23 protein-coding genes and 1 pseudogene are annotated in these 26,163 nt (G+C 53.8%); 20 read left to right on the plus strand and 4 right to left on the minus strand.

Annotated features, from left to right (window positions below; translation table 11 throughout):
- The 8 genes from ACFFT4_RS27100 to ACFFT4_RS27135 form a co-directional block, all read left to right on the plus strand.
- Positions 1-308, plus strand: a 308-nt coding sequence (locus tag ACFFT4_RS27100) for a hypothetical protein (protein WP_378052176.1), incomplete at its 5' end; no start/stop codon positions are given.
- Between the two features lie 319 nt (positions 309-627).
- Positions 628-2,202 carry a spore germination protein gene (locus ACFFT4_RS27105; protein ID WP_378052399.1) on the plus strand — a complete coding sequence of 525 codons (1,575 nt, stop codon included), beginning with the start codon at positions 628-630 and terminating at the stop codon, positions 2,200-2,202.
- A gap of 13 nt (positions 2,203-2,215) precedes the next feature.
- Entirely contained in the window at positions 2,216-3,418 is a 1,203-nt protein-coding gene (locus tag ACFFT4_RS27110; RefSeq protein ID WP_378052177.1) for a Ger(x)C family spore germination protein, read from the plus strand.
- 2 nt (positions 3,419-3,420) lie between these two features.
- Positions 3,421-3,654, plus strand: a complete 234-nt coding sequence (locus tag ACFFT4_RS27115) for a hypothetical protein (RefSeq protein ID WP_378052178.1) — start codon at positions 3,421-3,423, stop codon at positions 3,652-3,654.
- A 16-nt stretch (positions 3,655-3,670) separates the two neighbouring features.
- A complete protein-coding gene (locus ACFFT4_RS27120) occupies positions 3,671-4,792 on the plus strand; it encodes a GerAB/ArcD/ProY family transporter (RefSeq protein WP_378052179.1) in 1,122 nt (373 codons plus the stop codon).
- 151 nt (positions 4,793-4,943) lie between these two features.
- Complete coding sequence (locus tag ACFFT4_RS27125) at positions 4,944-5,558, plus strand: DUF47 domain-containing protein (protein ID WP_378052180.1); 615 nt, start codon at positions 4,944-4,946, stop codon at positions 5,556-5,558.
- Between the two features lie 30 nt (positions 5,559-5,588).
- The gene (locus tag ACFFT4_RS27130) at positions 5,589-6,590 is read left to right on the plus strand and encodes an inorganic phosphate transporter (protein WP_378052181.1); all 1,002 of its coding nucleotides are present in this window, start codon (positions 5,589-5,591) and stop codon (positions 6,588-6,590) included.
- Between the two features lie 114 nt (positions 6,591-6,704).
- Positions 6,705-7,655 (plus strand): DUF1861 family protein, encoded by a 951-nt coding sequence (locus ACFFT4_RS27135; protein ID WP_378052182.1) that lies wholly within the window; start codon positions 6,705-6,707, stop codon positions 7,653-7,655.
- Between the two features lie 63 nt (positions 7,656-7,718).
- Here the strand turns inward: ACFFT4_RS27135 and ACFFT4_RS27140 are convergent, their stop codons facing one another.
- A complete protein-coding gene (locus ACFFT4_RS27140; protein WP_378052183.1) occupies positions 7,719-8,141 on the minus strand; it encodes an aminotransferase in 423 nt (140 codons plus the stop codon).
- Positions 8,142-8,418: 277 nt separating this feature from the next.
- Between ACFFT4_RS27140 and ACFFT4_RS27145 the strand changes: the two genes are divergently transcribed.
- From ACFFT4_RS27145 to ACFFT4_RS27195, 11 genes are all read left to right on the plus strand, one after another.
- Complete coding sequence (locus ACFFT4_RS27145; protein ID WP_378052184.1) at positions 8,419-8,739, plus strand: YerC/YecD family TrpR-related protein; 321 nt, start codon at positions 8,419-8,421, stop codon at positions 8,737-8,739.
- A gap of 165 nt (positions 8,740-8,904) precedes the next feature.
- Complete coding sequence (locus ACFFT4_RS27150; RefSeq protein ID WP_378052186.1) at positions 8,905-10,734, plus strand: sensor histidine kinase; 1,830 nt, start codon at positions 8,905-8,907, stop codon at positions 10,732-10,734.
- Positions 10,712-12,328, plus strand: a complete 1,617-nt coding sequence (locus ACFFT4_RS27155; RefSeq protein ID WP_378052187.1) for a helix-turn-helix domain-containing protein — start codon at positions 10,712-10,714, stop codon at positions 12,326-12,328. Before ACFFT4_RS27150 ends, ACFFT4_RS27155 begins: the two co-directional genes overlap by 23 nt.
- Positions 12,329-12,526: 198 nt before the next feature.
- Positions 12,527-13,522 (plus strand): ABC transporter permease, encoded by a 996-nt coding sequence (locus tag ACFFT4_RS27160; protein WP_378052188.1) that lies wholly within the window; start codon positions 12,527-12,529, stop codon positions 13,520-13,522.
- Between the two features lie 29 nt (positions 13,523-13,551).
- Positions 13,552-14,490, plus strand: a complete 939-nt coding sequence (locus tag ACFFT4_RS27165) for a carbohydrate ABC transporter permease (RefSeq protein WP_378052190.1) — start codon at positions 13,552-13,554, stop codon at positions 14,488-14,490.
- A gap of 74 nt (positions 14,491-14,564) precedes the next feature.
- Positions 14,565-16,154 (plus strand): ABC transporter substrate-binding protein, encoded by a 1,590-nt coding sequence (locus tag ACFFT4_RS27170; protein ID WP_378052191.1) that lies wholly within the window; start codon positions 14,565-14,567, stop codon positions 16,152-16,154.
- 266 nt (positions 16,155-16,420) lie between these two features.
- Positions 16,421-17,089 (plus strand): DUF8580 domain-containing lipoprotein, encoded by a 669-nt coding sequence (locus ACFFT4_RS27175; protein WP_378052192.1) that lies wholly within the window; start codon positions 16,421-16,423, stop codon positions 17,087-17,089.
- Positions 17,090-17,231: 142 nt separating this feature from the next.
- Positions 17,232-18,020, plus strand: a complete 789-nt coding sequence (locus tag ACFFT4_RS27180) for a sirohydrochlorin chelatase (RefSeq protein WP_378052193.1) — start codon at positions 17,232-17,234, stop codon at positions 18,018-18,020.
- A 95-nt stretch (positions 18,021-18,115) separates the two neighbouring features.
- Positions 18,116-19,063: a diacylglycerol kinase gene (locus ACFFT4_RS27185; RefSeq protein WP_378052195.1), complete on the plus strand. Its 948-nt coding sequence runs from the start codon at positions 18,116-18,118 to the stop codon at positions 19,061-19,063.
- Positions 19,060-20,793, plus strand: coding sequence for a 23S rRNA (uracil(1939)-C(5))-methyltransferase RlmD (gene rlmD / locus ACFFT4_RS27190; protein ID WP_378052196.1), 1,734 nt, complete (start codon positions 19,060-19,062; stop codon positions 20,791-20,793). The genes ACFFT4_RS27185 and rlmD overlap by 4 nt, the downstream gene beginning before the upstream one ends.
- Before the next feature lie 159 nt (positions 20,794-20,952).
- Positions 20,953-23,823, plus strand: coding sequence for an HD domain-containing protein (locus ACFFT4_RS27195; RefSeq protein WP_378052198.1), 2,871 nt, complete (start codon positions 20,953-20,955; stop codon positions 23,821-23,823).
- Positions 23,824-24,050: 227 nt separating this feature from the next.
- On the opposite strand, the pseudogene ACFFT4_RS27200 reads toward ACFFT4_RS27195, so the two are convergent.
- A pseudogene (locus tag ACFFT4_RS27200) lies at positions 24,051-24,241 on the minus strand (IS5/IS1182 family transposase); the annotation flags it as partial.
- Between the two features lie 378 nt (positions 24,242-24,619).
- Here ACFFT4_RS27200 and ACFFT4_RS27205 point away from each other — a divergent pair.
- Positions 24,620-25,252 (plus strand): hypothetical protein, encoded by a 633-nt coding sequence (locus ACFFT4_RS27205; protein WP_378052200.1) that lies wholly within the window; start codon positions 24,620-24,622, stop codon positions 25,250-25,252.
- Between the two features lie 407 nt (positions 25,253-25,659).
- Here the strand turns inward: ACFFT4_RS27205 and ACFFT4_RS27210 are convergent, their stop codons facing one another.
- On the minus strand, positions 25,660-25,971 hold the full coding sequence (locus ACFFT4_RS27210; protein ID WP_378052202.1) for a type II toxin-antitoxin system PemK/MazF family toxin: 312 nt from the start codon (positions 25,969-25,971) through the stop codon (positions 25,660-25,662).
- On the minus strand, positions 25,956-26,163 hold a 208-nt coding region (locus ACFFT4_RS27215; protein WP_378052204.1), incomplete at its 5' end, for a DUF2281 domain-containing protein. The genes ACFFT4_RS27215 and ACFFT4_RS27210, both read right to left, overlap by 16 nt.

Here is a 26,163-nt window from a genome sequence, read left to right on the forward strand (position 1 = left end):
ACCTCAACACCTCAACACCTCAACACCTCAACACCTCAACACCTCAACACCTCAACACCTCAACACCTCAACACCTCAACACCTCAACACCTCAACACCTCAACTCCTCTTCCTCTCTCGACTCCTCCTCAATATCCCCAATTGAAAGCTTAAAAGCTCCATCCGGGCCGCCGATGTTCTACAGAGTCGGTTATCGCCGCGTGAAAAGCTCCATCCGGGCTGCCGATGTTCTACAGAATCGGCTATCGCCGCGTAAAAAGCGCCATCCGGGCCGCCGATGTTCTACAGAATCGGTTATCGCCGCGTAAAAAGCCCCATCCGGGCCGCCGATGTTCTACAGAATCGGTTATCGCCGCGTAAAAAGCCCCATCCGGGCCGCCAATGTTCTACAGAATCGGTTATCGCCGCGTGAAAAGGCCCGGAGGAATAATCTGGTGCTTTCGAGTTTATGCTAACGGGTAATCGATACGAGCGAGACAGAGGAAGGGGGGCGTACCAGTGACGGACCGGTCAAGGAGGGACGAGAGGAGACGGCTCAAGAACGGAAATGCGGAGGATCAGTCGGGAAGAGGCGAGATGGATCAGCTCAAGAGCGGGGACACGGAGGATCAGTCGGGAAGAGGCGAGATGGATCAGCTCAAGAGCGGGGACACCGAGGATCAATCGGGAAGAGGCGAGAAGGATCGGCTCAAGAGCGGGGACACGGAGAATCAGTCGGGGACAGGGGAGGAAGATCGCCTCTACGAGGAGCTGGAACTCAATATCGAAAGGCTGAGCAAGGACACGGGGAACAGCCCGGATATCAGGCGGAGAAGCATAAAGCTGGCGTTTCCCGGAACCGAGAGCTTAGAGGCGGCCATTCTGTTCACAGACGGCTTGGCGGACTCCCAGGCGATGCTCGATTCTCTGCTGCGGGAGAACGTGCCGCCCGCGCACGGGGTATTCGGAGCTGCCGACATGCTGGATTATTTGACGGATAGCGTCATCGGCGAGGCAAGCGTCGACCGAATCGGCACATTCCCCGAGCTGTACGAGCATCTGCTGTCCGGGGACAGCATTCTGCTGCTCAAGGGGAGCGCGGTCGCGTTGGCGGTCGGCACCAGAAAACCGAAAGCGAGAGGCGTGGAGGAGCCCACCGTTCAGGCGGTCGTGCGGGGGCCGCGGGAAGGCTTTACGGAGGTGCTGAGCTGGAATACGGCGATGATCCGCAGAAAAATCAAGAATCCTCGTCTATGGTTCGAAAAAAGGACGATCGGTCAAGTAACGAAGACGGAAGTCGTGCTGGCATACATCGAGGGCCTCGTCTCGCTGGAAGTGCTGACCGAGCTGCGCGAGAAGCTGGACAAGATCGACACGGACAGCATACTCGAAAGCAATTTTATCGAAGAGCGGATCGTCGACCGGAAGCTTGCGCTGTTTCCCACCGTGTTCAACTCCGAAAGGCCGGACGTCGTGGCGGCGCAGATCATGGAGGGCAGGGTGGCGATCCTGGTAGACGGAACTCCCTTCGCGCTTGTCGTTCCCGCGCTGTTCGTGCAGTTTTTCCAATCCAGCGAGGATTATTATCAGGGACCGATATTTTCCAGCCTGATCCGCATGCTGAGGGTGTTGGCGTTTTTCCTGACGCTGCTCACTCCTTCGGCCTATATCGCGATCACGACCTTCCATCAGGAGCTGCTGCCGACGACGCTGCTGTACAATCTGGCGAGCCAGCGGGAAGGGGTCCCTTTCCCGGCGTTCGTAGAGGCGCTGCTGATGGAGATCACCTTCGAGATTATCCGCGAGGCCAGCGTGCGGATGCCCCGAACAATCGGACAGTCGATCTCGATCGTGGGCACGCTCGTCATCGGACAAGCCGCCGTGCAGGCCGGGCTCGTGACGGCGGCCATGGTTATCGTCGTCTCGATTACGGCGATCTCCAACTTCGTGATGCCGGCCTTTAATCTGGGCATTGCGGCCAGAATCACGCGGTTTTTCCTGATGGGGCTGGCGGCGACGTTCGGACTGTTCGGCTTGTTCCTCGGCACGATCGTCATCGTCGTTCGGCTCTGCTCGATGCAATCGTTCGGGGTGCCGTACATGTCTCCGATGGCGCCGCTGAACCTGTCGGAGCAGAAGGATACGCTGCTGCGGGTCCCCCTGTCCTGGATGAAAAGAAGGCCGGAGGAGATTCAGAAACGCAACCTCGTTCGCCAAAAGTAAGGGGAGGTCCAACTTGTACAAGACCGCGAGCGCCCTGTCCGTTCTCCTCGTCGTATGCGGGCTGCTGGCCGGCTGCTGGAGCAAGCACGAGCTGAACGAGCTGGCCATCGTCGTTGGACTGGGCGTCGACAACGAAGAAGGCCGGTATCGGGTTACGGTTCAGATCGTCAATCCCGGAGCGGTCACCGCCAACGAGAAGATGATCGGCCAAGCCCCCGTCGTGACGTTCGAATCCACGGGCGCGACGCTGCCCGAAGCGCTGCGGCGGATGACGGTGCTGTCTCCCCGCCGCCTCTATTTCTCCCATCTGCGCATGATCGTCTTCGGAGAAGAGCAGGCCCGGATCGGCCTGCGCAAGCCCCTCGATTTCATATCCAGGGAACCGGAGATGCGCAACGATTTTTACCTGGTCGTCGCCAAGGACACGACGGCCTCGAAGGTATTGAAAACTTACAGTGCGATGGACCCGATCCCCGCGAACAATCTCTATACGAAGCTGGCGCTGTCCGACCAGATGTGGGCCGCGACGGGCAAGATCACCTTGAACGAATTGATTGTCGACATTACGAAAAGGGGACAAAGCGCGATTCTGACCGGCGTCGTCATTCAAGGAATGACCGACGGTCACGGGAGCATCTCCAACACGAGAGATATTTCCCCGCGCTCGAACATGGTGTATTACGGCTCGGCGGTGTTCCGGGAGGACCGCATGATCGGCTGGATCGGAGAGAACGAGACGAAAGCCGTCAATTATGTGCACAATTCGGTGGACAAGACGCTCGGGTTCGTGGAATGTCCCCGGGGAGGCAAAGTGTCCCTTAACGTCGTGCGAACCGAATCGAGAATTCGCGTCGGCATGTCCGGCGAGCTTCCCGTCATCAATGTGCACGTTCGCGTGGAGCAGGACATCGCAGGGGTGGAATGCGATATCGACCTGGCCCAGACGTCTTCGATCGACCAGATCAATCAGGAAGGGGACCGCAAGATTACCGGTCTGATCGAATCGACGGTGCGGGTCGCCCAGCAGGAGCTGGGGAGCGATATTTTCGGCTTCGGGACGTATGTGCATAGGCAGCAGCCCAAGGCGTGGAATCGCATCAAGGATTGGGACGAGGTGTTCAAGAAGATCGAGGTCAATGTAAACGTCGATACGATCACTCGAAGGATTGGAACAACCCAGCAATCCGTGTCGCATCAGACGAAAGGGAGCGGGTAGCGATGTGGGCCGTTATCGGAATCGTCGCGGGGGCAGCCGCCTTGTCCATATGGGAGATCCGGCACTGGCGCAGGGTGGGCAAGCGCAAGGAGCTGTGGACTTACGCGTCGCTTATGCTCGCCGTCACGGCGCTGTGGGCCACGGAGGCCATGAACGCGGCGCTGCCCAACCCTTTGCGGTGGATAGCCGTCGTTCTCGGTCCTTACGGGAAGCTGGTCTATTCCATGTTCGAATAAGAAAGGAAGAGCAGGCGTGAACACGATCGTCCCGTTTATCAGCAAGAGATCGTTTACGATCCTCGTTATCTTTTTCATGATAGGAACCTCGATCCTGATTACGCCCAACGCCTTGGCCCAGAACGCCAAGCAGGATGCCTGGGTTGCCTGCATTATGGGCGTCTGCGTCGATCTGCTGCTGGTCTGGCTGTACGTCTGGCTGGGACGGCGGCATCCCGACCGGACGATCGTCGGCTGCTGCGAAGAGCTTCTGGGACCGTGGGTCGGCAAAATTCCGGGTCTTCTGTTCGCGCTGTTCTGTTACTTCCTTGCGGCGCTGATGGTCGGGGATCTGGGCTATTTCTGCACGACGCAGACGATGGTGGATACGCCGATCGAGATTTTGCAGCTGCTGTTCGTGCTTACGGTCGTGATCGCGGTGCTCTCCGGAGTCGGCGCCTATGTAAGAGCCGCGGACATCTTCTTTCCCTGGTTTCTGCTGCTGCTGGTGCTGCTGGTGGCCGCGCTTGCCCCGAAATTCGAGATCGGAAGATTGCAGCCCGTCATGGAAACCGGGATCGGTTCTCTGGCGAAAGGGGCATTCTCCTTCTTTTCGCTGCAGGAGCTCGTCGTGCTGATGATGGTGTACCCTTACGTGCGAAGGGGAAAAGGAAGAGGGCGGGCGTTCCTGACAGGGGCGATGATCGGCGGTCTCGTGCTGGTCGTGACGACCGTCGGGAGCATCGGCGTGCTGGACAGCATCCAGGTGGCCAACAACCAGTTCCCCACATACATCATGGCCAAAAATATTTCGATCGGCAACTTCATGCAGAGGATGGAGGGGCTGCTGATGCTGATCTGGGTGCTGTCGATTTTCATGAAGGTGACGGTGACGTTCCATGCGTCGGTGCTCGGGATGGCCCAGCTCTTCCGCGTCGAGGAGCGGGCCCTCGTCTGGCCATTGGCCATCGGCCTGGTCGTGATCGCGCTGATGTGCTACACGAATGTCGTATATGTCCAGAATTTCCTCGCCACGTTATGGACGCCGTTCGCTTCCCTGTTCATAATTGTCCTCCCTCTGCTCCTTCTGGCTGCGTCCTTGATCAAGGAGCAAGTCGGCCCGGTGAAGTCGAAGCGGAGAAGACGCGTCGAAACTTGAAAAAAAGAATGAAAAAAACATAAAGTGTCGAAAGTAAGCTGTACCATGCCTGTCCGCCATGTGATAAAATAATTAAGTTAACGCATCGTTAACCCAAAATCAACGGAGCGTAAACTCGGTTAGGTACATACAGGGGAAAGAAGGGCTATCCGTGTTTCGGAAAAAAGACATTTTTTTTAAGACGCTGGAGGAAATGTCGGATATCATCGTAGAGACGGTCGAGCATTTCACGGCCGCGGTCAACGGAGACTTTCCTGACGTTACCGCATTCGCAAGGGAAATGAAGGAGTTCGAGCACAGGGGAGACAAATGCACGCACATTATTCTTACCGAGCTTAACAAAACCTTCATTACGCCGATCGAGCGGGAAGATATTATGGAGCTGATCAAGAAACTGGACGACGTGCTGGACGGCATCGAGGCTTGCGCCTCCCGCTTCGAGATGTACCAGATTACGAAGGCCGATCCGTATATTCGGAAGTTTGGCGATTGCCTGAAACGGAGCGCGCAAGAGATCAAATCGGCGATCTATCTGCTCAGCCAGAAGAAGCTGCTCGCGATTCAGCCGCATTGCGTCAATCTGAACGAGCTGGAGAACGAGGGCGACGATCTGATGCGTCAGGGCATCAAAAATCTGTTCATGAACGCTACCGACCCGATCGAGCTCATCAAGCATAAAGAAATATACGAACGGCTGGAACAGACGACCGATTCGTGCGAGGATGTCGCGAATACGCTTCAATCCATCATTATGCGCAATTCTTGATCGGCGCAAGCGGGGACGGATTAGAATATCATGGATTATACTTTACTGACCGTTATTTTTATCGTCGTGCTGGCTCTTGGATTCGATTTCATCAACGGGTTTCACGATACCGCCAACGCGATCGCGACGTCCGTATCGACGCGTGCCCTGACGCCCCGGCGGGCGATCCTTCTGGCCTCCGTCATGAACCTGGTCGGCGCCATAAGCTTCACGGGGGTCGCCAAGACGATCGGGGGCAAGATCACCGATCCGTTCCAGCTCGAGCACGGGCTGACGGTCGTCATCGCCACCCTGATCGCGGCCATCGTCTGGAACCTGATTACGTGGTGGCTGGGCATTCCTTCGTCATCTTCCCATGCGCTGATCGGAGCGCTGGCCGGAGCGGCGGTCGCATCCGAAGGCTGGAGCGGCATCAACTACTCGGGCTTTTCTTCGATTCTGCAGGGGCTTATTCTTTCTCCTTTTATCGCCTTTGCCCTGGGTTTCGCCATCATGTTCCTGTTAAAGCACGTGTTTGCCAATTCCAGTCCTCATCATGTCAACAAAGTTTTTCGGGGCGGACAAGTGATGACGGCGGCGTTCCAGTCGTTCACGCACGGCACGAACGACGCGCAGAAGGCGATGGGCATTATTACGATGGCGCTCGTGGCGGCGAACATCCAGTCCGATCTGGAGATCGCGCTCTGGGTTAAGCTGTCGGCGGCCTTCTCGATGGCGCTCGGGACCTCGCTTGGCGGATGGAAGATCATCAAGACAATGGGGACGAAAATCTTCAAGATCGGACCGATCAACGGCTTCTCCGCCGATCTGGCTTCCGCTTCCGTCATTCTCGGGGCGACGTTGACCCATTTTCCGGTCAGCACGACGCATGCGATTACTTCGTCGATTCTGGGCGTCGGCTCGGCGAAGAAGTTCTCCAGCGTCAAATGGAGCATGGCCGGGCGCATCGTACTGACATGGCTGATTACGATTCCGATCGTCTCCGTACTGGCGGCCCTCATCTATTATGTGGTAGCCTTATTCATGCATTAAGCGGAGATCGTCGAAAAAATAGGCGCGGCATCACCCAAACCGGAACGCTCGAAAATACTACACTGGAATAAAGAAGCTATCATCTCTTCTCTGTCCAGACAGGAGGGACTCTCCATGCTTGCATACACGGAACAGGCGAAGCCGACTGTCGAATTGTTGAAGGAATTTCTCGCGGAGAACCCGGCGTTCGCCGGGGAGAGGCTGATCTTCTCCGGGGTCGGCGATCGCGATGTGTATAACATATGCGCCCCGTTCATCGATCAGGGCGAGCCGGTTATCGCCGGTCGCGTAGAGGCTCGGGACAAGGAATCGTCCGAGGTCATGTTCTTCGTCGAACGCCAGGGCCGATGGGTTCCCCGCAACGGAGCTCCCGTCTTTGCGCTGCAGGACCCGTTCGTCACCTTCGTGGGCGACGAGCTGGTGTTCGGCGGGGTCGAGGTGTACTTCGACGGAGACGATCCGCATTACGTGACGTCCTGGCGAACCGTCTTTTATCGCGGTTACTCCGTTAGCGGGCTTGTCCCTTTTGCCAAGGGGCCGCTGACCATGAAGGATATTCGCCTGATCGAACGGGAGAACGGCCGCATCGGAGTGTTCACCCGGCCGATGATGGTCGACGGCGCCCGCGCCTTGATCGGCTACACCGAGATCGCGACGCTGGACGATCTGACGGAAGAGGCGATAGAAGGGGCCGAGCTGCTGCGTCATCAGTTTCTTCCGGACGAATGGGGCGGAGCCAACGAAGCTCATCCGCTGAAGGACGGAATGATCGGCGTGCTCGGCCATATCGCCTGGATGGAAGAATTCAACATTCGACATTATTATCCGATGGTGTTCGTCTTTAATCCCGATAACCGCCGCTGTACGCCGATCAAGCTTATCGCCACGAGGGCGATGTTCCCGGACGGTCCGGCCAAGCGCCCGGATTTGCAGGACGTCATCTTCAGCGGCGGGCTGGTCCGGCACGAGGACGGCACCGCCTCCTTGTATACCGGCGTAAGCGATGCGGAAGCCCATGTGATCCGCATTCCCGATCCTTTTCTCGAATACGAGCGGGGACGATAAGGAAGAAAAAGAAGAAGAGGCTAATCCCGCCTGCGGTCGACCGGGAGTTAGCCTCTTCTGATGTTAACGACGCTTGGCCGGCTTCCGCCTGCGCGTCCGTCCGCGCGGTGGAGGCCGCCTGTTCGTCCGCCTGCGGGAGGAGCCCTTCCCCGCGTTGGCCGTGGCGGCTTTGCCTCCCTTGCCCATGAACAGTTTGATCATGGGAGCCATCTGCTGCATCGTGGACATGAATTTCTGAACCTTCCCCATCGTCGATAGCACTCCTTCGACCCCGCCCATACGATCGAACACCGCTTTCAGATCGCCAAGGTTGGAAAGGTTGAAGGGGAGGGAGCTTTTCGTCGCGGGAGCGGCCGCTTGTACGGGAAAGGCCGTTTCATCTATGACGGCCGGAGGGCCGGAGAACCCGCCATCGATGCCGGGGAAGCTGCCCTGTCCGGGATTCGGAGTCCAGCTGTGCAGAGAGGGAGAATGCGGATCGTTCACAGGATCACACCCTTTCTTCAAGATAGACTATGCCGGGCTGGAGCCTTTGGAGTGGACGAATGCCTGCCCTCGGCGAATTTCCTTGTTCTTCCGGCCGCGCTCGAACCTTTTACCTCTGTAATGCGTGAATACGGTAACGCTTGAACTGTCGGACGCTACGCAGTACAATGGAACCAGGCGCGATCGCGAGGTGCTGCGCCAGTGCGATGTGCCGCGTCAGTCGACCGGCGGCCCGGCCGTCGTCCAGCCCATCGGATCGAGGAAAGGATGAGAGCGCATGCAACTGAAGAAGCTGAACGATAATTCGATAGATCAACTGTTCGAAGCGATCCTCACCTTGAAGAGCGTGGAGGAGTGCTATATTTTTTTTGACGATCTGTGCACGGTAAACGAGATTCAGTCGCTGTCGCAGAGACTTGAGGTGGCGCGCATGCTCGGCAAAGGCCATACATACAATCAGATCGAGACGGAGACGGGAGCGAGCACGGCGACGATCTCGCGCGTCAAGCGCTGCCTGAACTACGGCAACGACGGGTACAAGCTTGCTCTGGAGCGGCTTGGGCGCTTTGGCAACGACGGGGCCGAGCAGAGAAACTGACGCTTGGCATGAATACGCGATATATCGGCGATAGTCGATACGAATGCGACACCTTCCGGAGAACCGGAGCCGGGTGTCGCTTTTTTTCTTGCTATCTCCAAAAAAAGTAAGCTATGCTAGAGGCAGCTTGATTCTATTACGCATCGGCACAATCGGGGGATTCCTATGCGCTTCTGGCAGTCCGTCCGCTTCAAGATCGTCGTCGGCTTTTTTCTGGTGCTGCTGCCGATCATTGTTTTCGTTATCTATAACAATCTGTATGCGATACGCGTCGTTAAGGAGCAAATCTCGTCGCATTACAACATTTTGCTGGCCGAATACGTGCGCAACAACGACAAGAGCATGCTCGACTATTATCATTACTTGATCAATCTGGAGCGGGAGCCGGAGGTGCAGGCTTTGCCGCTGCTGGAGACGTCCAGCGACGAGTATACGCTGTCCAAAACCCGGCTGCGCGAGAAGCTGGCGACCGACACGATCTTCTACAGCTCGCTGATCGATACGTTCTTCGTCTATTCGGATAAGTCCGGAGAGCTCGTCTATGCAACGCAGTACGTCTACAATTCGCTGGAGAAGCTGGACGTGCTGTCCGCTTGGGCGAAGGAGAACGCGCCCAAGGGCATTCCCGACCAGGAGCGCCGGTGGGGCTTGACGAGAATAGCCGGTCAGACGTTCCTGATGAAGACGCACGACCTTGGCCTGAAGACGATCTCGGGAGCGCTGATTCAAGCGGAGGCGCTGCAAAGCGTCATGAACAACTTCGATGTGGGACAGGATGGAGCGACTTTTCTGCTTGACGCCTATGGAAGCGTTATCGTGGATGTCGACTACGCGCCGCTGAAGGATGCGGGATTCATGGCCGGGCTCAAGGAGCTGACCGGGGTCAAGACGGGGCTCGTCTACAACGGGGAGTCCTATATCGTGCTGTCCCAGCCGTCCCAATACGCCGATGTCCGCTACTCGCTGATGATGAAGGAATCGTATATTCTGAAGAACCTCCCCTTTTTCCAAAAGGTGCTCAATTTCTGGATGCCGCTGTCGCTGGCGGTCATTCTGTCGATCTATCTGCTGTTTCTGCAGCGCGTCATGTTCCAGCCGTTCGTGCGGCTGATCCGCGGCATGCGCAAGCTGGGGCAAGGGCAATTCGACACGCGCCTGCCGGCGCTCGCGGACAGCAGCGAATTCAGCTTTGTGACGGGGACGTTCAACAAGATGGCCGAGCAGATCGAGAGTCTGAAGATTGACGTCTACGAGGAGCAGCTGCGGCTGCAGCGGGCGGAGTACAAGCATCTGCAAATCCAGATCAACCCTCATTTCTATATGAACAGCCTGAATATTATTTACAATCTGGCCGCGCTGAAGGATTTCAAGACGGTGCAGAAGCTGTCGCTGCACTTGGCCGATTATTTCCGGTTTCTGATGCTCGGGCATCGGACCGTCGTCCGGCTCGAGGACGAAATTCGCCATATCGAGCATTATCTCGAGATTCAGAAAATCCGCTATGTCAACAAGCTGGAATATACGATTGACGTGCCACAGGAATATATGGGCTGGGAGATTTCCCCGCTGATGCTCCAGCCTTTTATCGAGAACTGCGTCATTCACGGCTTGAACAAGCGTCCGCAGGACGGAACTCCGTTCCGGATCGACATTCGCTGCCGGGAGGACGCCGAGGAGCCGCGGAATTACGCGCTGCTCTCGATCGAGGATAACGGAGCGGGGTTTCCGGAGACGATGCTCGCGGAGTTAAACGTCGAGGCCAGCGCCGGTCAATCGCCGGTCAATCATCTGGGCATCTGGAACGTTCTGCGCCGGTTCAAGATGCTGTACGGGGGCAAAGGCGGGATCTCGTTCGGCAATGGGGAAAAAGGGGGAGCCAATGTGCTGGTGAGGCTGCCGAGGGAGCGGGACCGTTCGTTCGAAATCGAATTTGAGGAAAAGAGCGCCGCCGCGGCGAAGGAGGAGAAGTCCGATGCTGACGATGCTGGTCGTTGACGACGAGCTGTACGCGTTAAAGGGCATTACCCGGGGGATCGACTGGAGCGACCTGCCGATCGGCGCGATTCTCGAGGCGGAGAGCGTCGCCGAGGCCAGACGCCACATCGAACGGCAGGCGGTCGATCTGCTTATCTCCGATATCGAAATGCCCGAGGCCAACGGGCTGGAGCTGCTCCGCTACATTCGCGAAGCGAGCCCGCAGACGCTGACCGTGTTCCTGACGGGGCACGCCCGGTTCGAGTATGCGCAGGAGGCGCTGCATATGGGCTGCTTCGATTACGTGCTGAAGCCGATCGACCACGACGTGCTGAAGGGAATCGTCGCGAGGGCCATCGAGGAGGTTCTGCGCCGGAGGGAGCAGGCCGACTTCGAGAAAAAGCTGGAGGATTACCGCCGCCAATGGGTCAGCCAGCTGCCGATTCTGGTCGACCGCTTCTGGCGGGAGCTGCTCGAAGGAAGGATCGGCCTCTCGGCGGAAAGACTCGACCGGGAATTCGCGCAGCTCGACATTCCGCTGACGGCGGAGAAGGGACGGCTGCTGCCGGTTCTGCTCAGCGTCGAGCAGTGGGACGTCGAGCTGGATTCCCGGGACGAGAGCATTATGGAGTACGCCCTTCGCAAGGCGGCGGCGGAGACGATTCTGGGAGAACGCCCAGGAACGGTCGTGCAGGACCCGGGAGAATACAGTCTGGGCCTGCTGTATCTCGGCGAATCGGATGCGCCGGACCGGCAAGCGCTGCTGGAACGCTGTCGGCAGTTCGTGCAGGCGTGTCACGCTTATTTTCACTGCCGCGTCTCCTGTTATCTTGGCGACTCCGTCCGCCTGGGCGAGCTGCCGGCCGCCGTGGAGCGGCTGCTGCGGCTCGAGCGCTCTAACGTCACCGTTTCGCAGACCGTCATCGACGCGGCCGTCGAAGGCGGGGAATCGCCGGGAGGACAGCCGGTCGCTCTGCCCTCCTTCCTGGAGTGGGGGATTCTGCTCGATAACGGCCGTCAGGACGAGCTGGTGCGGGCGATCGAGGCGGCGACCGATCAGTTCGCGCGGGAAGCCGCGGGAAGGGAGACGCTGGAGCTGTTCCGGTACGGGCTGCTTCATCTGCTCTATCAGGCGGCATTCCGCGCGGGCGTGTCGGTCTACGAGGCGCTTGATCCGCCGGACCTGGCGGACACCCAGGCGGTCAGGTCGCCGCAAGCGCTGAAGGCATGGGCGGTCCGCTCGGTTCGCAAATGCGCGGAGGCGCTGCAGGACAAGACGAGGGATTCGTCGGCCATCGTCGCGAAGGTGCAGTCGTTCATTCAGGACAATCTGCAGAAGGAGCTGAACCGCGACGACATCGCCCGCTCGGTGTTCCGCAATCCGGCGTACGTATCGCGTCTGTTCCGGAAGGAGACCGGGCTATCGCTGACGGATTACATTGCGCAGTCCCGGATCGAGAGAGCCAAGCGGCTGCTGGCCGAGACGAACGACAAGATCAGCCATATCGCGGAGGACCTGGGCTACGTGCACTTCTCCTATTTTGCGAAGCTGTTCAAGAAGATGACGGGGCTGACCCCGCAGGAATACCGCAAGAAGCACCAGATCATGCGTTGAAAATAGCCATCCCCCGCGCCGGCCGGCGCCTCTCCACTTAAGGACGGAGCCGGTCGGCCGGGGGATTTTGATTGTTTTGGCGAAAAGTCACGAAAGTGCTATGTAAGTCATGCCAGTAGATAGATGGGGAAGGCGGGCGCGCGATAAAATGAGGACACAGACCAAGACTGTCAATAAGAATAAAGGATTGTGATAGGAATGGAACAAGCTTCCGCAGCCGCGAGCGCGCCGCAGCAACCGGTTCTTCGCACGAAGCCGGCAAGGTTGAAGCAGGGGCATCTACGCCGCTTCGGCGCCTTCTACATTATGATGGCCCCGACGATCGTCTTCCTGCTGATCAACAACTACATCCCGATGATCGGCTCGCTGATCGCCTTCAAGAACATCAAGTTCGCGCCCGGAGAGACCTTGTTCGAGAGCTTCCTGCGCAGCCCTTGGGTCGGCCTGTTCAACTTCGAATTTCTGTTCAGGACGTCGGACGCCTGGCTCATTACGAGAAACACGGTGCTGTACAACGCCGCGTTCATCGTGCTGAACACCGTGATCGGCATCGCGTTCGCGATTATGTTCAATTCGATGAGGAATCGCTTGCTGGCCAAGTTTCATCAGACGACGATGTTCCTTCCGTTCTTCCTCTCGATGGTTATCGTCAGCTATCTGGTCTACGCTTTCCTGAACAACGAGCTGGGCCTGATGAACAAGGTCATTCTCCCGCTGTTCGGCGCGAACGCGGTCGAGTGGTACAGCGATCCGAAATGGTGGCCGCTCATTCTGCCGCTCGTCAATACGTGGAAGGGGATCGGCTATTACGCGATTATCTTCATGGCGGCGATAATCGGCATCGACGACGAATATTACGAGGCCGCGACGATCGACGGAGCGTCGAAGTGGAAGCAGATTACGGCGATCACGATCCCGCTCATCCGTCCGGTCATCATCGTTATGGTGCTGCTGCAGGTCGGGAGAATTTTCAACGCGGATTTCGGCTTGTTCTGGCAAGTGACCCGCAACGCCGGGGCGATCTACGATACGACGCGCGTTATCGACACGTACGTCTACCAGAGCTTCATCAACGCGGGGGATATCGGAATGTCGTCGGCGGCAGGACTGTATCAGGCGGTCGTCGGATTCACGCTGGTGTTCGTGGCCAACCTGGTCATCCGCAAAATCAGCAAAGACGATGCCTTGTTCTAGAAGCTACAGCGCATTAGGAGGGTCTACCCATGTCACAAGCGGCCAGTGTCAAAACGTCGAATCTTAAGCTGTCCAAGCAAATCTCGGGCGGCGCCAACTTCGCGATTAACGCGTTCTTCTGGCTCTACACGTTTCTGTGCGTGTTTCCGCTGATCGTGGTCATTATCGCCTCGTTCACGGATGAAAATACGATTCTGATCAACGGCTACAGCCTGTTCCCGGAAAAGTGGAGCCTGGGCGCCTATGACTTCCTGCTCAAGGATTGGCAGGCGATCGTGAAATCGTACGGATTCTCCATTCTGCTGACCGTGCTCGGCACGCTGGTCAGTCTGGCGATGATGGCGCTGTACGCGTTCCCCATCTCGCGCAAGGATTATCCGTACCGGAACTTTTTCTCCTTCTTCATGTTCTTTACGATCTTGTTCAACGGCGGGCTCGTCCCGTTCTACCTGGTCTATTCGCAGGGGCTTCACCTTCAGAACACGCTGCTGGTGCTCATGATGCCCTATTTTATAAGCGGATTTTTCGTACTGCTCATCCGGACGTTCTTCTCCAATTCAATTCCGAAGGAGCTGTACGAATCGGCGAAGATCGACGGAGCGGGAGAGTGGCGCATCTTCTTCACGATCGTGCTGCCGCTGTCGCTGCCGGTGCTCGCCACGGTCGGACTGTTCACGACGCTCAGCTACTGGAACGACTGGTTTCTGAGCCTGCTGTTCATTACCGATGCCGAGTCGGTCGTCAGCATTCAGTTCCGCATGTACAAGACGCTGCTCGATATTCAGTATCTCAGCGCGAACGCCGCGGCCTATTCCGCCCTTGCCGCGAACAATCCGAATTTCACGATGCCGGGCGAGACGGCGCGGATGGCGATGGCGGTCGTCGGAATCGGGCCGATTATATTCGCTTATCCGTTCTTCCAACGCTATTTCGTGGAAGGATTAACGGTCGGCGCCGTCAAAGGTTAGAGTCAGGATCGGCTTCTACCGGTTTACCGGCCGGTTGAGCATAAATCTATGATGAAGAAAAGGGAGGCAACACCATGTTCAGAAAGAGCAAATCCTGGACGCTGGCGCTCACGGGAATCCTGACGCTGTCCATCGTTCTTGCAGGCTGCGGCGGCAACAACAATAACGAGGGCGCCGCATCGCCGTCCGCTTCCTCCGCGTCTCCGTCGGCCGCTCCGTCCGATTCGGCCGCGTCGCCGGAATCCGCGGCACCGTCCGAAGGAATCGACGTCAGCTCGCTGGAGCCGGTCGAATTGTCGCTGTACTTCCCGGGCACTCCTCCGAAGGACGAGAAGAAGGTCGAAGAGAAGATCAACGAATATTTGAAGACGAAGATCAACGCTACGCTGGACATGCGGATGCTCGATTGGGGACAATACGACCAGAAAATGAACCTGTATATTTCCGGACGCGAAGCGATGGACATTATTTTCACCGCATCGTGGAACGGACACGCGACGAACGTGGGCAAAGGCGCTTTCCTGCCGCTGAACGAAGGCTTGCTGGATCAATACGGGCAGGGCATTAAGAGCGTCGTCGCCCAGTCGATTCTGGACGGCGCGCAGATCAACGGTAAAAACTACGGCGTTCCCGCTCTGAAGGAGATGGCGGAGCAGGGCGGCATTCTGTACCGGACCGATATCGCCGAAGAGCTCGGCTTGACGGACCGGATCAACGCGGTCAAATCGCCGGCCGATCTGATTCCGATTCTCGAGGAAGTGAAGGCGAAGAAGCCGGATTGGACGCCGCTGTACGTGAAGGACGGGGAAAACCTGAACTCGCACTATATGAACAAATTCGATTTCTTCGGCGATACGAAGCTGGAGGGCGTCGTTCTGAAGGACGGCACCGACACGACGATCAAGGCGGAGATGGAATATCCGGTCTACAAAGAGTATCTGAACATCGCCCGCGAAATGTTCACGAAGAAGCTGGTCAACGCGGACGCCGCGACGTCTCAGCTGTCTCCGACTGACGCTCTGAAGAAAGGCAACGTATTCATGGTCGTGTCTCCGCTGAAACCGGGTAAGGACGCCGAGATGGCAGGCTCCGCGAACCTGCCGGGCAAGGTCGGTCAAGTCGGAATCACCTCGATCACGACTTCCACGGGCGAGACGACGGGCTCGATGCTCGCGATCTCCTCGACGTCGAAAAATCCGGAGCGCGCGATGATGTTCATCGATCTGCTCTATACGGATAAGTATCTGAACAACCTGATCAACTTCGGTATCGAAGGCGAGCACTACACCTTGAACGGCGAAGTGATGTCCGACGCTCCGGGCAAGCCGAACTATATCGCCGGCGCTGCAGCCTGGCAGCTGGGCAACCAGTTCCTGAACTATATCTGGGATACGGAAGCTCCGGACAAATGGGCGCAGTTCCAGCGGTTCAACGAAGGCTCGATCAATTCTCCGGCGCTCGGCTTCACGTTCGACTCGGAGCCGGTCAAGACGCAGGTCGCCGCGCTCAAAAACGTGCAGTCGCAATACGCTCCGGGCCTCGAGACCGGCGCCGTCGATCCGGCCAAGGTCGACGAGTATTACAACAAATTGAAGCAGAACGGACTGGACGACGTCATTTCCGAGAAACAAAAGCAGCTGGATGCTTACTTGGCCAGTCGTTAAGTCGGAAGATTGGTTCGCAGGATTGGATTTGATGGCAAGCTCGCATAGTTTGGTTACCGACCGCCAGGGGGCTCCCCTGGCGGTTTTTCTCATACAATTGGGCATGAGCCGCAGTATCTTCGACGTTCTTGTTCCTGTAAAATGAAATCAACGTTATATTTTCATCATAACCGTTTGACTCGATCGGGAGGCGCTTATATAGATAGAAGGCATGGGGTTCGAAAAAGGGACCGGCATGAATATGAAAGGGAAAAGGAGAGAATGAAATGATTCGTCCGACCAGCTCCATTAAAATGTTATCGATTGTCGCCGCGGCTTGCGTTCTTGCGGCTTGTGCGGGAGACAACGAGCGGCCTTATTCGCCGTCGTCGTCCATCGGCAGCACGTCGACTCCGCTGCCCTCGCCGAGCGGCGAAGGGGCACCGCCGACAGCCGAATCTTCCGCGCCTTCGGACCAGGGCTCTTCGACGCAGCGTCCGCAAACCGCCAGCTTCGAGCTGATGACGGGAGAGGGCTATCAGCCCCGGACCGCCGAGCTGCAGCAGGGGGCGGGCTTCTCTCTGTACGTGTTCGAGGGTTTTGACTTTGACGCGGCGTCCGGGCGGCTGTCGTTGACTGCCGCCGACGATTATTACGTCGATATCGAGCAATTGTCCGCGGACGACGACTTGGAGACGCTGCGCGCGTCCGCCGAGCAGGAGTTCAAGGAGCTCGGCGGCGCTTCCGACCACAGCGGCGAGCTGGTCGAGCATCCGCTGGGGAAGGCGGAGCTGTATCTTCAATCCAGCGGCGAGTTCGGAGTCAAAGACTTCATCGTCTGGGAGTCGGAGGCGGGGGACCGTTATCTGTTCCGTCTCAGCAATCCGAAAGGCGAGAACGCCCCGGATTTTGCCGAACCGGCATGGGTGTCGCTGTCTACGGTGCGGGGAGATTAAAGGGGTCATAATGAGGTTGAAGGATGACTGCGGGGGTTGAGAGGGACTGTTTGAGCGGCGGGAGTATGGGGCCACGTTGACATTGGCTTGACGTTTCGCTAGCATGAATAGAAAGGCAATGCAACGAGAAAGGGGCAGGCTCTTGGAGAAGAGAGGCTTGCTGGTCATCAGTCACGGTTCCAGGGAGAGCGGTTGGATTGCTCTGGTGGACGAGACGATAGATTCCGTCCGTTCGCGGATGGGGTCGGAATTCATTGTAGAGGCCGTATTCCTCGAGTTGGTGGAAGGGCGGCTCATTCAAGACGGGATTGATCGGCTGCTTGCCGAAGGCGTGACGGAAGCGTTGGCGCTTCCGTTGTTCGTCTCTTCCGGGAGCACTCACGTGAACGAGATAGGCTGGGCGCTTGGCGCTTATCCGGAATCGCGCACCGAGACCGATCTGGAGCCTTTCGAGCTAGGCGGGCTGAGAATCGATTACGGGCATCCGATGGGAGAAGCTCCGGAGATCGAAAGCATTGTGCTGGACAGATTGGAGAGGCTCTCGAAGAGGCCCTCCGAGGAGAGCGTTCTGCTCATCGGCCATGGCAGCGAAGAGGCCGGCTTCCGCGAGAGCTGGGAGCGGGAGCTGGGCGGAATCGCGGTGCGGACTGCGCGAAAAGGCGGTTACCGCTCGGCGGACGCCGCGCTGCTCCTGCCGAATCAAGTAGAGGAACGGATCGCTTCGGCAAGACGCGACCGCCCCGACGGCCGAATTCTGGTGGTCGGGCTTTTCTTAAGCGAGGGCTATTTTACGCAGACGGTTATTCCCCGCCATCTGGCAAGCTCCGGCGGACTGGAAGCATGCCGTTACGACGGCGCGGCGCTGATGCCGCATCCGAACGTAGCCGCTTGGGTGGTACGGCAGACTCGGGAGTGGCTGGAGCAACGCTAAGAACGACGCTAAGGGCGGGAAGTTTCTTCAGGATACGAATTCAACACGCGAAGCAGAGCGCGTGATCAGGATAGAGAAATTGAGAGGGGATCCTGTTGGATATCATTCGGGCACGATTAATCTATAACCCGACCTCGGGTCGGGAAGAAGCCAAACGCAAGCTGAGCTCGATCCTGCAGCGTTTGGAGAAGGGGGGCGTGGAGACGTCCTGCCATGCGACGGAGGGCAAGGGAGACGCGGCTCGGGCTGCCGTGGAGGCGGCCGAGCGCGGCTTTGACATGATCATTTCCGCAGGCGGCGACGGTACCTTGAACGAGGTCGTAAACGGCTTGTCCGTATGCGAAAAGCGACCTTCGCTCGGTATTCTTCCGCTCGGCACGACGAACGACTTCGCGCGCGCGCACGGCATTCCGCGGAAATGGGAGGAAGCCTGCGATCTGATTACGCGCCGGTATACGAAACCGGTCGACGTCGGTCAGGCGAACGACCGGCATTTCATCAATATCGCCGGCGGCGGTTCGCTGACCGAGCTTACATACGAAGTTCCAAGCAAGCTGAAGACGATGGTCGGACAGCTCGCTTATTATATGAAGGGATTGGAGAAGATTACGCGTCTTCACCCTACCCGCATGCAAATCAAGGCCGAAGGAGTCGGAGAGTTCGACGAGGAATTCATGCTGTTCCTCATCGCCAACAGCAACTCCGTGGCGGGTTTCGACCGTCTGGCACCGCATGCGAGCACCAGCGACGGCGTATTCGACGTGTTGGCCTTGCGCAAGTGCAATCTGGCCGAGTTTATCCGCTTGGCGACGATCGTGCTGCGCGGGGAAGAGATTTTGGACGATCCGCATATTATCCATTTTCAAACAAATCGGGTTGAAGTGGATTCGGGCGATCGCGTGCAACTGAACGTGGATGGCGAGTTCGGGGGGACGCTTCCCTGCTCGTTTAATTTGCTGCCGGGGCATCTCAACGTCATCATGGATGAGCACGGAGAGTCCACCTACAGCAAGCATGGCGCGGGACGGGCGCTTCAGCTATGAGGAGCGGGGGCAAGGGAAGAGGAAGCGAAACTCATTCGGAGCGCGGCGGCAAAGGGAACGGGGGGTCGACGCACGCAATGAGTGACGGCAGAAATAAAGCGAACGGTGCGACGTTGAGATCAAAGAGCGGAGCGTCCGCGAAGAATCGCGGCTCGGCAGGGAAACACGGTCTTGGTGGCAGGGATCATAGTACCGCAAAGCGCAGTGACAGAACTGGCGGGTCGCGGGTCGCTCCTTCGTCGCTGGCCGGCGTTCCGGTTCAGGTTGGGCAGCGAATCGAGAGCGGCATTGTGGGGTTGACGCATGACGGAGAAGGGGTAGGCCGAGTAGAGGGCTATACCCTTTTTGTACGTGGCGCGCTGCCCGGGGAGCAGGTACGGGCGGAGGTGCTGAGCATCGGCAAATCGTTCGGCCGCGCCCGGATGACGGAATTGCTGGATCGAGGAACAGGCGGGAGAGTCGAGCCTCCTTGTCCGATCCACGACACGTGCGGCGGATGCCAGCTGCAGCATCTGGATTACCAGGAGCAATTGAAGTGGAAACGGCAGCACGTTGTCGATAATTTGCGACGGATCGGGAAACTGGAGGTAGCCGGGGAAGGGGGCGGACAAGCGTGGAGGCGAGTCGAGCAGTCCGTGGACGGCCGTTCGGGAGATGACGCTGCAAGTCCGAAGCAAAATTCTTCCGGCGGTCATTCGGCCGTTATCGTGCATCCGACGATCGGAATGGACGAGCCTTGGCGTTATCGCAACAAAGCCCAGGTTCCGATCGGCCACGGCGAAGGCGGGCTGATCGGCGGCTTCTACGAGATGGGCAGCCACGATATCGTCGAGATGGATTCGTGCCTCATTCAGCAGGAAGAGAACGAGGAGACGGTGCGGGCGGTGAAGGAAGCCGCTCGCATGCTGGATGTGCCCGCGTATAACCGCGCGACGGGGCGCGGGCTGCTGCGGCATGTCGTCGTGCGCCATGCGCGGACGACCGGCCAACGCATGGTCGTTCTCGTCACCAACGGGTACGATATCCCTCACGCTCAGGAGCTTGTTGAATTGATCCGAGAACGGGTGCCCGGGATCGCGAGCATCTGCCAGAACATTCAGACGGCAGAGACATCGGTCGTCTTCGGCGATGAAACTCGTACGTTATGGGGCGAAGATGTCATCTATGACGAAATCGACGGCATTCAGTTCGCCATTTCTCCTCGGTCTTTCTTTCAGGTCAACCCGGAGCAAACGGTCCGTCTGTATGGCAAAGCGGTGGAATATGCGACGCTGACCGGGGGAGAGACCGTCATCGACGCTTACTGCGGCATCGGCACGATCTCTCTGTTCCTGGCAAGACATGCGGATCGCGTATTCGGAGTCGAGATCGTTCCGGAAGCGATCGAAGACGCCCGCCGGAACGCCGCGATCAACGGGATGAACAATGTGGAGTTCGAGGTCGGTGCGTCCGAGGTCGTCATGCCTCGCTGGCAAGCGGCAGGCATTACGCCAGACGTCATCGTCGTCGACCCTCCTCGCAAAGGGTGCGATCCTGCGCTGATTACCACGATGCTGGAGCTAAAGCCGACGCGCATCGTCTACGTTTCGTGCAATCCTTCTACTCTGGCTCGGGATTTGCGGTTGCTTGAGGATGGGGGATATAGGACGATGGAGGTTCAGCCGGTGGATATGTTTCCTCATACTGGGCACATCGAAGCAGTAGTGTCTTTATATTGGATAATCAATTAACAAGGGGTGCCTAAGCCTTTGTTGTCAACTTGTACAGAAACAACCTTCCATCGCTGAATAGATCAGCGATGGAAGGTTGTTTTTATTATTTAATCGTCAAGCAAATGGGGAATTGCAGTCATTCGTTGGGCATACATCTATATGAGAGGAGGGGTTATTGTGATAATTCCAAAAGAATTCATGAATATTCTCGATGAACATATGAATCTATCGGGAATCGTAAGATCAACGATCGCCCAATATGAGCTAGTTATAAAAGAAAGTAAGCTCGAGTTTTTCCCAGAGTACACGAAGCATGACTCATCACATATCGAAGCTGTGTTATCAAACGCAAGAGATCTTATTGGCGAGAGTCTTTATCTTCTAGGAGCTAGAGATATTGTGGTGTTAATATTATCAATTTTAGCGCACGATCTGGGTATGCACATTACCTTTGAGGGTTTTGCTAAGCTTATTCAAAATAATAAAAGAGAACGAATCAAAGAAATCGATCAATATTCATGGGAGGAAGAGTGGAGTAAATACCTTCAAGAATCTAAGAAGTGGAGTGAGGAACAGCGTCAAAGAATTTTTGGTAAAAAAGTACTGGTAGTGAAGAAACCTTCTCAAGATAGAAATGAACATTCGAAGCTCGATAAACAGTTTATTGGAGAGTTCATTCGACGTCATCATTCAAGAATGGCTCATGAGATTGTTATATTTGGATTTCCATTGGCAAACGAGGATTATTTGCCTTTTGCAGAGGGATTGCCTTATGAAATAAAGGATATTATCGGATTTATCGCAAGAAGTCATGGAATGAACCTACGTTCTACATTTTCCTATCTATTAGAAAAGCATCATGACTATAGAACTCCATACAGTATTAAAGTTATTTATCACATGGTTGTTCTAAGGATTTCTGATTACATTCATGTTACTTCTGATCGTGCTCCGATTCTTTATATGCAAAATTCTTCATTCTCCAGCCCTATTTCGTTACTAGAATGGAGCTTGCATCAGGCGGTCAAAGACATCAACCAGAATCAAGAAGATCCTGAGACTCTTTTTGTAAATGTGAGACCAAACAACAGTGTGGAATTTCTAAAAATAAGAGCTTTATTTATGGATATTCAAAATGAATTAGATGTATGTTGGGCGGTTCTAGGTGAAGCCTACGGAAGATATCAAGAATTAAATCAATTGAAAATCTCGATAAGGAGAGTACGCTCAAATCTGGAAAACAAGTGGTATGCCGATTCGCTACCATATCTTCCTGAGAAGGTAAGGTTCGATAGTGATCCAGAAGTAATTAAGCTGTTAGTATCCCCTTTGTATGGAGGGAACCCTAGTTATGGAGTAAGAGAGCTTATTCAAAATGCCGTGGATGCATGTAATGAGCTGAAACACCTCTATAAATTACGGAAAAAGAGGAGGGGTTACACGTCGGAAATCAAGGTTTCTATCTTCCAAACGGGTTCCGATTATTATTTTCAAATTGAAGATAATGGAATTGGCATGTCAGCCGAGGTGATTGTTAACTATTTTTGTAAAGCCGGGGCATCATACAGGAATAATAATGACTGGAAAACGAGTTTTACAGAAGATGGAATCACTCAAATAGCTCGAAGCGGTCGATTTGGTGTAGGGGCATTAGCGGCGTTTTTACTAGGAGATCGAATTGAGGTCACGACGAAGAACATCGACTCCCCCAAAGGGTATTCTTTTATGGCGAGTTTGGACGATACGCAAATTGAAGTTAATTCAATTGCCCGTGCTACCGGTACGACGATTAGAATCAAAATCAATGAAAAGGTATTATCAGAACTCAAGAATCAGGTGGAGAGCAATTATCGCTCTCCTACAGATGAACCAGCATGGTATGCATGGTATGTGTTAAATGAACCTAATTTCCTTTATGAGCTCCCGGAAGATTGGAATCGGGAAGGGTTCAATAAATACTATACAGTCATAGATGTTAAGGATTGGAGAGTAATTCAAACCCAAAAATATGGTTCGGTCCTATGGAATTTCGATAAAACCCATTACTTTCACCCAAGCTTAATCTGCAATGGATTAATCATTTCAGATGGATATAGGAGTGATTCCTTTTATAATTCTTACCCTTCAATGCAATATATGCCTGGAGTTGTGGTATTGGATAATGAAGGGGCCCTGCCGCTAAATTTGACCAGAGATAAGTTAGATGGGACGGGCAATCTTCCATTTGAAAAAGAATTATATCAAAGTTTGATTTTAGACATGCTGGCAAAGCTCATTACGGTAAAGTTGAATACAATAAAGTTTACGAGTGAGACAATATATTTCAGACATCCTATTTTAAGGGCTGAAAATATTGTGGATGAGGATGGTCAAAGGGGAGGATCTCTAAAAGAAGAGGGCTCTCTCGTATTATCAAATAGGGGATACTGTCTTCCATATACTTGCAATATTAAAAAGCTTAAAACAAATAAAATGGTTCACATTTGGTCTAAATTCTCGCAAGAATTATCTTTTGATATATACTCCTATCTAGAGTGTGCGATGATCTTTGATTCTCCACTTACGGACTCGATTCAAATGGTTAAAAATGAACTTTATGAAGAAAGTTTTATACATGATTTTAGAATAGATTCAAAAAGAGTCTATCTTCCCAAGCAGCTTGGATTAGCTTTAATAAATGGGGAAATTAAAATGAGGAGAGACATTTTAAATCAGCTAAAAATTGAAAAAGAGCTTGAGCAAGTGATTTCCATTACTATGAATAATCCTCCTCCGGCAACAATTGATGATTCTTTTTTTGAAACGAAAGATGGCTTGAAGGTTGATACCCTCATTGAGATATTCATAGCGCCGAAAAAGTTTAGAAGATTCAACAGCAATGATAAAGAGAAAATCGAAGCATTAAATAAATTCGTTGAAGATGTCCTGGATAAGTGTTTTGCTGACGAAGCTTTTATTCCCTATGAACTAGAGAAGAGAAAAAAAAGATTTCCGCGGGCGTTTGATTTTTTAGCGGAGTATATTAAGTCTGATGGAACCTGTAAATAATATGTTGACTTTGTGTACCCGACACATGTGGAGTGCTGTGTGTCGCTTATTAAAAAGTAAATATCTCTGAGCCACATTTACCTATATTAAAAGCCCAATCTTTTTTATGAGGCCACTGAAGAACTAGCAATTTTTCGGTGAGACCAAGAATCAAGCGAATAAAAAAGCGGCACCTGATCCAGATTTTCCGGAAGGTGCCGCTTTTTTTAAAGCGTTTTCCCTTGTTCTTAGTCTGCCAGCTTCATTATTCGTTTCAAGTTCACCGCGAATATCGCCATTGCCCCTTGTATTTGCATCCCTATTAGACCCGAGGACGACGCTACGTCGTACCCGTGCCGATGCCTGAGTTCGCAGGTCTTCGCTTCGATTTTGTAACGTTCTTTACCTTCTCCTTGAAATACACCGTTTCTTGAAAAGCCATTTAATCGTCGGCTGGTCGAATTCCGTCGTCGTTTGCAATTGAAAGATTAATTTGTAATATTTTGCAGGACTTTGTGCTGAGTCTATAGAAGTAATTCTAGCACCATGGGTGTGTTCTCATTCTAAATAAATAATTGAATAAACAGAAGGACCACCGGGACGTTTGCACTCGCTTGATGACTGGTTCTCTCATCGAATAGAGTGAAGATGGGGCTATAGGTTACTCCTACATCCATCCTAGGATTATTGAACAGATTAACCAAAGATCTGCATAACTCTTTTGGGAAGGCTGATGGTTTTTCCAAACTTAGCAGGTCACAAAATAAAAACAAAGAAGTACAGTTCAAAGAAATAAATAAAACTAAGTGAGGGAAATATGGGGAAAATCCAAAAAAATTTTAATCAAAATAATTTTAATGAAAAGACAAATTTTAATGGACCAACACAAATTGCTGCAGGAGATATCATTAACAACATATCAAACACTAATCATCAGGAGGCAAAATATACGCCTGTACCAACATGGCGAAGCCCATTTACTATGGCTGTTTTAACGTGGATTAGCTTTACCATTGCAATTGGAGGGTTGCTTCCTATTGGCATTAAAATAGTAAAAAGTGGTCTGAATGTTTTTAATGGAACTCTGAAGGCATCAGTAGGTTTTGAAATCTGGATATATTTAACAGTATTTGCAATGTTGATTATCTTATTTGTGGTTATTCTTAGTCTTAGGAGAATTGCCAAAAGTCAAACGAGGTACCCTCTGTTTTTTAATTTTGCAATCAGTGGTTATGGTAAAAGATTGACATTAGAGAAAATACATATTGAGAAATGTCCTCAATGTGGGGGGGAGATGAAATACTTTAATAAACCAGTGGAATGGAGAGAGGTACAGTTCAGTGATGGTAGAAGAAAGCGTGAAACTACAAAAAGGGTTCCTGCATTAGAGTGTAAGCGATATTCAGAGCATTGGTATAGAGTTGACCCTGCCGAAGATATGTTATTATAGTTTTTCGTTAAGTGAATCAATTTCATATTGCATTGGCTTGAAAAATTACAGACGACTCCAATATCATAGTATTGCATTTTTATTTTATGCTGTTTGCATGTCTCGTTGCTTGCTGACACGATCTACGGTGAACTTCATGCTGTGTAAACTAAGGTGACGAGGATAAAATGTAGTTGAGATACGCATTTACGTGTTCTACTGCGGGTCTCCACTTTTGTTCAAGGTAGACTTGGTCCTGAAGGGGAAGAGGAATCGTATATCTTGTTTCCACACATACGGAAGCGGTAGTGTCATTACATCGGACTGGTCAATAATTGGGGGACGCCTAAACCCTAAGTCATCACTACGCACAACAACAGCCCTTCACCACTGAGTAGAGCGGTGAAAGGCTGTTGTTGCTTCTTAATTCATTCGTCGAGCAGATGCATGAATTGCTGTTTAACCTCTGTGAAGAGCGAAGATTTTAGGTGTCCGAATTTTTTAATAACATTTTGATTCGACAACGTATATATTTTATCCGCACGGACAGCAGACGTAGCGCGCAATAGCCCTTCATCAAGATCAGCGGCAGTAGAAGTAATCGCAGCTACAACAAGATCAGATTGCATTTTATTGTAGTTGGTGTCGGACAAGACAAGAACGGGACGCTGTTTGGTTGCAGACAAGTCACTGTACGGAAAAGGGATCAGTACAATCTCCTTGTCTATACATTGTTCCAAACCTCATCGTCCACTGAATTATTCCAGAATTCCATGTTGGTCAGGCTGGCGTGTTTGAGATTTTTTAATGCTTCGCGTTCTCGTTTTACGTTCAGGTATCCAATAAAATCGGCAACTTCAATGGCGTCCTGCTCAGGTATATGGTCAATGATGCGCTTTAATTCTTCTCGGTTAATGCTCACAATATCACGG

The organism is Cohnella cellulosilytica (assembly GCF_042431195.1).
Classification (GTDB): domain Bacteria; phylum Bacillota; class Bacilli; order Paenibacillales; family Paenibacillaceae; genus Cohnella; species Cohnella cellulosilytica.